Annotated in this window: 7 protein-coding genes; 2 read left to right on the forward strand and 5 right to left on the reverse strand. The window is 46.1% G+C overall.

The window, feature by feature from the left end:
• The coding region (locus tag GX419_05605; protein ID NLI24161.1) for a F0F1 ATP synthase subunit gamma at positions 1-363 on the forward strand (363 nt) is incomplete at its 5' end.
• Positions 364-378: 15 nt separating this feature from the next.
• Positions 379-2,772, forward strand: coding sequence for a penicillin-binding protein 1C (gene pbpC, locus GX419_05610; protein ID NLI24162.1), 2,394 nt, complete (start codon positions 379-381; stop codon positions 2,770-2,772).
• A gap of 20 nt (positions 2,773-2,792) precedes the next feature.
• On the opposite strand, the gene GX419_05615 is transcribed toward pbpC, so the two are convergent.
• From GX419_05615 to GX419_05635, 5 genes are all read right to left on the reverse strand, one after another.
• Positions 2,793-5,642, reverse strand: a complete 2,850-nt coding sequence (locus tag GX419_05615; GenBank protein ID NLI24163.1) for a response regulator — start codon at positions 5,640-5,642, stop codon at positions 2,793-2,795.
• A 91-nt stretch (positions 5,643-5,733) separates the two neighbouring features.
• Positions 5,734-6,660, reverse strand: a complete 927-nt coding sequence (rsgA, locus tag GX419_05620; GenBank protein ID NLI24164.1) for a ribosome small subunit-dependent GTPase A — start codon at positions 6,658-6,660, stop codon at positions 5,734-5,736.
• Complete coding sequence (locus GX419_05625; GenBank protein ID NLI24165.1) at positions 6,657-7,355, reverse strand: hypothetical protein; 699 nt, start codon at positions 7,353-7,355, stop codon at positions 6,657-6,659. Before GX419_05625 ends, rsgA begins: the two co-directional genes overlap by 4 nt.
• A 136-nt stretch (positions 7,356-7,491) precedes the next feature.
• Positions 7,492-8,703, reverse strand: a complete 1,212-nt coding sequence (lhgO, locus tag GX419_05630; protein NLI24166.1) for an L-2-hydroxyglutarate oxidase — start codon at positions 8,701-8,703, stop codon at positions 7,492-7,494.
• A 93-nt stretch (positions 8,704-8,796) separates the two neighbouring features.
• Positions 8,797-9,424 (reverse strand): aminotransferase class IV (locus GX419_05635; GenBank protein ID NLI24167.1); only part of this gene is annotated, 628 nt, incomplete at its 5' end.

Here is a 9,424-nt window from a genome sequence, read left to right on the forward strand (position 1 = left end):
CTGGTTTACAATCAGTTCAAGAATGCTGCTGTTCAGCTGCTGACCGTTGAAACCTTCCTTCCGGTTAAAATTGAGGTTCCGAAAGACCAGGAGGTAATACACCCCGATTATATCTTTGAGCCTACCAAGGAAGTAATGGTAAAGGAGATCATTCCTAAGTCGCTGAAAATACAGTTTTTTAAAGCGCTTCTTGATTCGTTTGCCGCTGAGCATGGAGCCCGCATGACTGCTATGTACAAAGCAACCGACAATGCCACGGAGTTGCTCAATACCCTGCGGCTGAATTACAATAAAGCCCGCCAGGCATCCATAACCAATGAAATTCTTGAGATAGTGAGCGGAGCCAATGCGCTCGGGAAATAGCTACCCTTCATGATGATGCCAGAGACCGGACGGTGGAGCTGTTGTTACGGAAACACTGTCAGATGGTTTTTGCCTGCAGGGAGCCTGCTGATTGTCCTGGTTCTATGGTATGCATTTTCTCTTCCCGAACCTTTGTTCAGGGTATCCTATGCAACCGTTCTTGAAGATGCGAATGGAAATTTGCTGGGGGCCAAAATTGCCGCCGACGGACAATGGCGTTTTCCTGCACCTGATTCTCTGCCCTGGCGGTATAAAAAGGCGCTCATTGCCTTTGAAGACAAACGTTTTTACTCCCATCCCGGTTTTGACATAAGAGCCCTTGGCAGGGCACTGGTACAAAATATAAGAGCCGGTGAAGTTCGCAGTGGAGGCAGCACACTGACCATGCAGGTTATACGCCTCAGCAGGCCCGGCAAGCCACGAAATATTTTTCAGAAAGCAATAGAAATCATTCTGGCCACACGGCTGGAGCTTAAATACTCCAAGGAGGAGATTCTGAGGATGTATGCTGCGCATGCTCCATTTGGCGGAAATGTTGTGGGTATTGAGGCGGCGGCATGGAGGTACTTTGGTTGCCGTTTGCAGGATCTTTCATGGGGAGAAAGTGCGTTTCTGGCCGTATTGCCAAATACCCCGGCAGTGGCCTTTCCCGGCAGGAGGGAAGCATTGCTTCGTGAAAAAAGAGACAGGCTTCTGGAGAAGCTGTTCCGCAACGGAGTACTGGATTCGCTGAGCCTGATGCTGGCAAAAAGTGAAGAAATTCCGGAAAAACCTTATCTGCTCCCCAGGCTGGTCCCTCATCTGGTGGAAAGGTATGCATCAGGAAAACAGGGAGGGCGCATCCGTACAACCATTGACAGTGAATTGCAGCTCAATATTTTGCACTTACTTCCCAACCATCAGAAAACGCTGGCCGGTAATGAAATTTACAATACCGCAGTACTGGTGCTTGAAACAGAAACAGGGAATGTGGCTGCCTATATTGGGAATTCGGTGCCCGAAGGGGAAGAGGGGCACGGGGATGAGGTTGATGTGATACGGGCACCCAGAAGTACGGGAAGCATATTGAAGCCCTTTTTATATGCTGCCATGCTGCAAAGCGGAGAAATTCTGCCCGATATGCTGGTGCCAGATTATCCTGTGCGAATGCAGGGATTTGCTCCGCGGAATTATGACCGCACTTTTCAGGGAGCTGTGCAGGCAAGGCGGGCGATTGCACGTTCGCTGAATGTTCCGGCAGTTCATATGCTTCAGCAGTATGGTGTTCCGCGCTTTCATAAGTTACTGCGCGACCTGGGCATGAGTACCCTTGCTTTTGATCCTGATCATTATGGACTAACGCTCATTCTGGGGGGCGCCGAAGGTACCCTGTGGGATCTATGCGGTATTTATGCCAGCCTGGGCAGGGAACTTCTCCATTATCCCTCCCTTAATGGGAAATATGATCCGGATGATTTGCATGAACCGGTACTTCTTCAGATCCGCAGATCGCACGGTAAAGACACGGTTATTGCGGAACCGTATGCAGTTTTGGGAGCAGCTGCCGTTTATTTCATGTTCGAAGCCATGGCCGAAGTGAACCGTCCTGATGCAGAAGGCATGTGGCAATGGTTTGAAGGGACCGGGAAAATTGCCTGGAAAACGGGAACCAGTTTTGGAAACAGAGACGGGTGGGCCATTGGAGTGACTCCGGCCTATGTGGTTGGTGTATGGGTTGGGAATGCAAGCGGAGAGGGCAGGCCGTTGCTGACAGGCTTAAACTGTGCCGCCCCTATTATGTTTGATGTTTTCAGGCTCTTGCCAAAAAGCAGATGGTTCACTCCTCCATGGGACGATATGGCACAGGTAACAGTGTGTCGTGAAAGCGGATACCGGCCGGGTCCATACTGTCCGCATATTGATACAATCTGGGCCCCGGCAGCCGGTTTAACCGCAAAGGCATGTCCCTTTCACCGGATCATCCATCTGAGTTATGACAGAAAATACAGGGTTTCCGATGTATGCTCCGGTCAGGATAAAATGGTACATGTTCCCTGGTTTGTATTGCCACCGGCAATGGAATGGTTTTATCGTTCCCATCATCCTGATTATGCGGTTTTGCCTGACTGGAAGGAAGGCTGCGCCATACCGGGAGAAACTCCTTCGCTGGATGTACTCTATCCAAAGTCCGGATCAAAAGTGTATATCCCCCGTGAACTGAGCGGAGCTGAGAGCAGAATGATATGCGAAGCCATTCACCGGCGGAGAAATGCCCGGCTATTCTGGCATCTTGATGATACCTTTCTGGGAGTAACCACCGGCATTCATCAGAAAGCCATCAATCCGCCGGAAGGAAAGCATACACTCACACTAACGGATGATGAAGGAGAAACAGTACAGGTATTTTTTGAAGTCATTGCCGGCAGATAACCCGCTGACAGGAAAACCGGCTATTCTGCTTCGGGCGAAACCTTTCCGGATCCAAAGCGCAGAAGGATTGCCTTTACTTCTTCAGGTTTTATGGGTTTGGTAATGTAATCATTCATGCCAATGGAAAGGGCTCTTTTGCGGTCTTCCCGGGAGGCGCTGGCAGTCATGGCTATAATGGGAGTCTGGATGCCTGATGCCCGCAGTTCAATGGTAGCCTGCAGTCCGTCTTTTTCAGGCATAAGAAGATCCATGAAAATGATGTCGTATTGTTTTTCCTGAACCTTTTGTACTGCTTCCCTACCATTATGGGCAACGTCAATTTCAATCCCGAACGCCTTAAAAAGGGTTTGTGCTACTTTAACGTTGACGGCATTGTCTTCAGCAAGCAGAATATTCAATCCTTTGCCGATGTTTCCCGGCACGATATGCCTGAATTTTTCAGGAGCAAGATCAGGAAAATTGTCCTGCAGGATGTCGAAGATTTCAGAGCGGTCGAAGGGAGAGATGAGATAATAGTCAATCCACAGCTGTTTACAGCGGATATAGTTACCCTGTTTATCGCGGGAGGAGACAAGAATCAGCAGGAAATATTCCGAAAGAGATTCTTCCTGGATTTTTTTTGCAATGGCGAAACCATTGATAAGGTTCGAGTCAGTGAGGATTACCAGATGAAGTGGTTCCGGTTTACCGGGAATATGGTTCTGAAGAAATCCGGTGATATCGCTTCTGGAAGGGAGAAGAGTTAATTGGATCCCCATTTTTTCAATGGTTTCAATGAGTTCCGTGTCACGGGCCGGATCGAAAGTAATCAGGGCACAGCGGATTTCATTGAACGATGAAATATTGCTGAAATCGTATTTTTTCTTGAGTTTTTCGTTGGAAAAAACTTCAATGGTGAAATGGAAGCGGCTTCCTGGAAAGGCAGGGTTGGTAGAGATACGGGACGGGCTTTCCACGAAAATTTCACCGTTCATAAGTTCAACCAGTTGTTTGGCAATGCTTGTTCCAAGACCGGTTCCTCCGAATTTTCTTGAAGTGGAACTGTCGGCCTGTTTGTAGGTTCGGAAAATTTCATGCAGTTTATCGGGAGGAATGCCAATGCCGGTATCTTCGACATCAAAAGCCAGAGTGATATTGCCTGAATAATTTTCAATCTGGTTGACATTAACATGAATTTCTCCGGAAGGAGTAAACTTGACTGCATTGCTCAGCAGGTTGGAAAGAATTTGCCTCAGTTTAATGGGGTCGCCTATCAGGTTATTAATAACGGAAGGTTCAATGTTGACATGGATCTGAACACCTTTGTCGGCGGCGAGGGGTTTATAAAGATTAACCACCCAGTTGATTTCTTCCCTGAGCCGGAAAGGAATATCTTCCAGGATCATTTTCCCGGCTTCGATTTTGGAGTAGTCGAGAATGTCATTCAGCAGGCTCATGAGCAGCTCTGCTGATTTCCTGATGATAGACACCTGTTCTGTCTGCTCTCCTGTGAGGTTCTGGCGGGCCAGGGCTTCAGCCATACCGATGATTCCGTTCATCGGGGTTCTGATTTCATGACTCATCCGCGCCAGGAATTCGCTTTTTGCCTGGTTAGCAGCAGCCTCCTGTCGGCGCGACTTTTCCAGAGGAGTGACATCAATAAATGCTTCGATGATGCATTCCTCCCCGTCAATCATAACGGGAATCTCTTTTTTCAGTATGGTCACTTCATGACCTTTGTTCGAGTAGTATATGAACTGATTCGAATCAAAAGCTGTGTTAAAGGAATCGGTATAAAGATAATTGTCGGGAATAAGAAAACGGTCGGAAATGTTTTCACCTACCCACTGAACACCCGGATCAAGGTTCAGGATTTCAATGGCTGTTTTATTGATGGTTTTAATCCGTTTCTCTTTGGAAAGCATAATAATTCCGACCGGCAGAACATCCATAATCTGCCGGAAGGTACGTTCCGTATTTGTGAGGGTTTCTTTCTGGTTTCGTATGATCTGCAGGGAGCGCTCATAATAGAACAAAAGAACAACAATAAGAATGAAACTTACGAGGAAAAAAACCAGTATGTATTTAAGAATTCCCTGAAGGATCATGTGCAGGGGGTAACTCAGGATGATACCAAAATGCACCCGGAAGATCTGAAGGGGATAATAAACTGACAAAACCCTGATGCCCGACTTTCCGGTAAGGATTTTATGACGGAGGATTCCCGGCAAATCGTTGGAGATACTGTCAAGAATGGCGGATGCGTTTTGCGGTTTGAATTCTTCCAGGCTGTTATTGAGCAGAAAAACGGCTCCGGAGGAATTGACAGCCCATTCCAGTGTCTGATTGTTCAAGGTATATCGTTGCAAAACTGTAGAGATAAAAGGAATGACTTCCAGGTTGATTTCTATATTGCCTCCGCACTTTTTGTTCTTAAAATATGGCAAAGTATAGGTAATCTGGCCGTTTTGTTCTTCAACAGACTCTTTGCTTTTAATTTCTTTCTGGCTCTGGGATTTGTAGATATCAATTATGAATTCGTCTTTCCGGTTGCGGTAGAGGCTGAAAACATTGCGGGAAGTATCATACACCGTAATGGACGATATAATATTTCCGAAACGTGAATAAAAAAGTTCCAGATTCTTTAGTTCTTTCTGATAATCCTGGCCGGAAAAAAAGACTGACAAGTCGGTATTGAAAACGTAGAAGTTGAGATCATTTTCGAGGGAAGCAAAGAGATTCTCCGTTTCGGAGGTGAAATAGGACAGTTGTTTCATCATTTGCTGCTGGCGGTTGTGGACATGATCGCGGTAGGAGAAATAGAAAAAAAGTGCATTACCTGCAAAAAAAAGGGGAAGGACTATACCGCCAAGCAGGAATTTACGGGGCATATACACAATCAGGTTTAACGTGTGCAATCAGTAAGGCATAATATGATAGCCAGAACACCTTCAAAAATAAATAAAAAAATGAGCCGGCAAACTAAGTGCGGTACTTTGTATCTTCTTCGGTGACAATATTGATATAGCTCCGGTATCGTGAGTAAGGGATTGTTCCTTCTTCCACTGCTTTCTGAACGGCACATCCGGGCTCATTCAGATGGAGGCAGTTGTAGTACTGGCAATTTGCGGCGGTTTTAAAAATCTCGGGGAAGAAGTGAAAGATTTCTTCTTTTTTCATATCAACCAGTCCGAATCCTCTTAAACCCGGGCTGTCGATCACATACCCTCCGCTGCTGAGGGGGAACATTTCATAAAAGGTTGTAATATGTTTCCCCTGCAGGTGGTAATGCGAAATATCGCCTGTTTTGAGATGCAGACCTGGTTCAATGGCATTGATCAGGCTTGATTTTCCTGTGCCGCTCAGGCCCGAAATCAGTGTAATCTTGTTTTTCAGCAACTCCGCCACCGGTTCAATACCGTCTTTTTTAGTGACAGAAGTAAGGAAATAACCGTACCCGGCTTTTTGGTAAATTTCGGTTGCCTCGTCGAGAAGTTCCTGCAAAGGTCCTGTAAAAAGGTCCTTTTTATTGAAGACCAGAAAGGCAGGGATTCTGTATGCTTCGGCTGTCACCAGAAACCGGTCGATAAATTCAAAGGGGGTTTGGGGAAAGGCGACGGTTACCACCAGCAAAGCCTGGTCAATGTTGGCGGCCAAGATGTGGTATTGCCGGGAGAGATTGCTGGGTTTACGGATGATATAGTTTTTCCTTTCCTCTATGGAGGTAATCAATCCGGTTTTTCCGTCAGGAGTCAGTTCCAGGGTTACGCGGTCTCCGACAACCACAGGATTGGTTGTTTTTGACATCTGCAGGCGAAAGTTTCCCTTGATCTTGCAGGGAATCGTTTGTCCGTTTTCACAGGCTACCGTATACCAGCTTCCGGTGGTTTTGGTTACAAGGCCCTTCATAATGAGTAAACGTATTCCTTTGGTTCGTCGTCTTTTTCTCTATGGCGGGCTTTGTTTCTGAAATGAAAGGAAAGGGAAAAATAATAAAGTCGGGTTTTCGAAAATTCGGGGAATTCGTGGGGATTAAGAAAATCGTCGAGCATCTGAGTGAACCGCAGGTTGATGCCTCCGGGAAACTGAATGCCTCCGAAAACGGAGGGGACAAATGTATTGGTCTTATTACTGAACCATTCAGTAGATTTTATTTTGAGGTTGTTAACGAAGTGCTTTTCTTTATAATGAAATAACCATTCGTATTGGCCTCCGGCAAAGAGGTAAAAATTTTTGCTGAAAACGCCTATTTTGACTGCAAAAGGAATACCTGCCGCATAACTGCGCCGTTTTGTCTTAACATCCGTATAAAGTTTATCCCGGTAGGTGTAATCTTCTTTTGTGATCATTCCAATGTTTCTGAGCGATAAACCCGTAAAAAGACCCAGATGATCGTTCAGGTCATAATTCCAGTAATCGGAGAGGTGGAGGAACATTGTGAAACGCATATTGACAGGTACGCGCTGGTGATTTGCAAATTCTGCATTGGCAAGGGAGAAGATAAACTCACCTCCGGATGTCTGGTACAGTTTTCTGTTCTGGGCCGGTGAACTCAATACGCTCACAAGACCAAAGACGACGACAAAGGGGAAAATTCGCTGCATGAAAGACCGTATTTGTATTGCAAATGTAAGCATTGTGCTGTAATATTCCTGCAGGTGATTTTTATCCCGCAGGTTATGGATTAAAATTCAGCCAAACGAATAAAAACAAGCGCATTTTGAGAGGAATGCTTTTGAATTAAGCAAGATAGGGCAATATTCTTTCGGAACTTAATCTGGCAATATGTTCGCCGATAGCCAGTGACGCGGTGGCGGCGGGTGATGGGGCATTCAGGATATCCAGTCCGTTTTTGTTTTCCAGAATGATAAAGTCATCAGCCAGTTTGCCGGTGTCGGTGCATGCCTGGGCGCGCACGCCGGATCCGCCGGGAAGTAAATCGTCTTCCGTTATTTCCGGAAGGAGTTTCTGCAATTCCTTTACAAAGGCTTTTTTGAAAAAGGAGCGGTAATATTCTGCCAGTCCCATTCGGAAGTATTTTGCCATCACCTGGCGAAAACCCTTCCAGGAGAGAGACCAGGCGAGTTCGGGAAGGGAAATATCCCATTTTCTGTATCCTTCGCGCCGGAAGGCAAACACGGCATTGGGTCCGGCTTCGACGGTTCCTTTTATGGTGCGGGTAAAATGAACCCCAAGGAACGGGAACTCGGGATCGGGCACCGGATAGATCAGATTTTTTACCATCCAGGTTCTGTTTTCACGGAGGGTATAATATTCACCGCGAAAGGGAATGATACGAACGGAAAGTTGCTTTCCTGTGAGCAGGGCTATTCTGTCAGAATACAATCCGGCGGTATTAATGTAGAATTTTGTTAAATAGGTTTTTTCCGGCGTAATGACTTCGGTGAAATCACCCTTGTCTTTCAATGCGATAACCTTTGAACCGGGAAAAATTTCACCACCGAGTTCCCGGAATTTCTGTGCTATTTTTTCGGCTACTGCTGCATAATCAACGATACCGGTGTAGGGCACCCACAGAGCAGCCAGTCCGGCAGCATTTGGTTCGTAGTCTTTAATTTCTGAAGAGCTGAGACGCTTAATCTGGTTCAGGCCGTTTGCAATGCCTTTCCGGTACAGCTCTTCCAGAAGAGGTATCTGCTTTTGGGTAGTTGCCACAATCAGCTTACCACAAATTTTAAAGGGAATATTTTCTTCCTGGCAGAATGAGATCAGTTGCCGGTAGCCTTCAATGCAATTGCGGGCTTTCAGGCTTCCGGGGGTATAGTAAATGCCGGAGTGAATTACTCCGCTGTTGTGACCGGTCTGGTGGGAGGCAAGAACAGATTCTTTTTCAAGGACTGCAATCCGGAGTCCGGGGTTTTTTAATGCCAGTTTCCAGGCTGTTGCCATTCCTACAATGCCTCCGCCGATGATTACAAAGTGATATTGCATGGGAATGAAATGATGACAGAATGGTTTCTGAATGTTTTCTGAACGAAAATAATGCTTTTTTGGCCTAATTTATTCTCAGTTCACTGCGATGTCTCAGTTTTCCTTGCAGATACGCCGGTGAGCAAGGATATAGTGATCAATACGCTGGTTAAAAAGGTTCCGGAGTTGCACTAACATAGGGTGAAGGGGATCGAATTTCCTTGTTCCGAACTTTGCTATGGGAAGAATTTTTGGAGAAGTTCCGGAAATGAACAAAGCTTCGTAATTGTCAACCTGTTTAAGGGGTATGGGTTCTTCCGATAACGGAATACCATGTTCAGCAGCCATGGCGAGAATCTGTTTTCGGGTAACTCCGGGAAGTACCTGGTACAGCGGAGGTGTAAACAGCTTTCCGTCAGCGATTGCGAAAAAATTGCTTTTGCTGCCTTCGGTAATCATCCCTTCTTCATTCACCAGAATCACTTCGTAAATATTCTTATCAGCCAGAATTTTCTCCACTTGCTGCCGCAGTTCCTGCTGAAGAACTTTTGCATTGGGATTGGTGCGGACTGCCTGGAGAGAGACAACTTTAATCCCTTTAATGTATTGTTCGGGCGGCGGATAAGAATGGGGTACAAATCCGGCCAGAAAATCTGTGGTGCCATTGTGAAAAATCAGTTCGATCCTCACATTTCCCAGAGAGCAATTGTTGTATTTAATCAGATGGCAAAGCTGTTGCAGA

Source organism: Bacteroidales bacterium (assembly GCA_012517825.1).
Taxonomy (GTDB): domain Bacteria; phylum Bacteroidota; class Bacteroidia; order Bacteroidales; family JAAYUG01; genus JAAYUG01.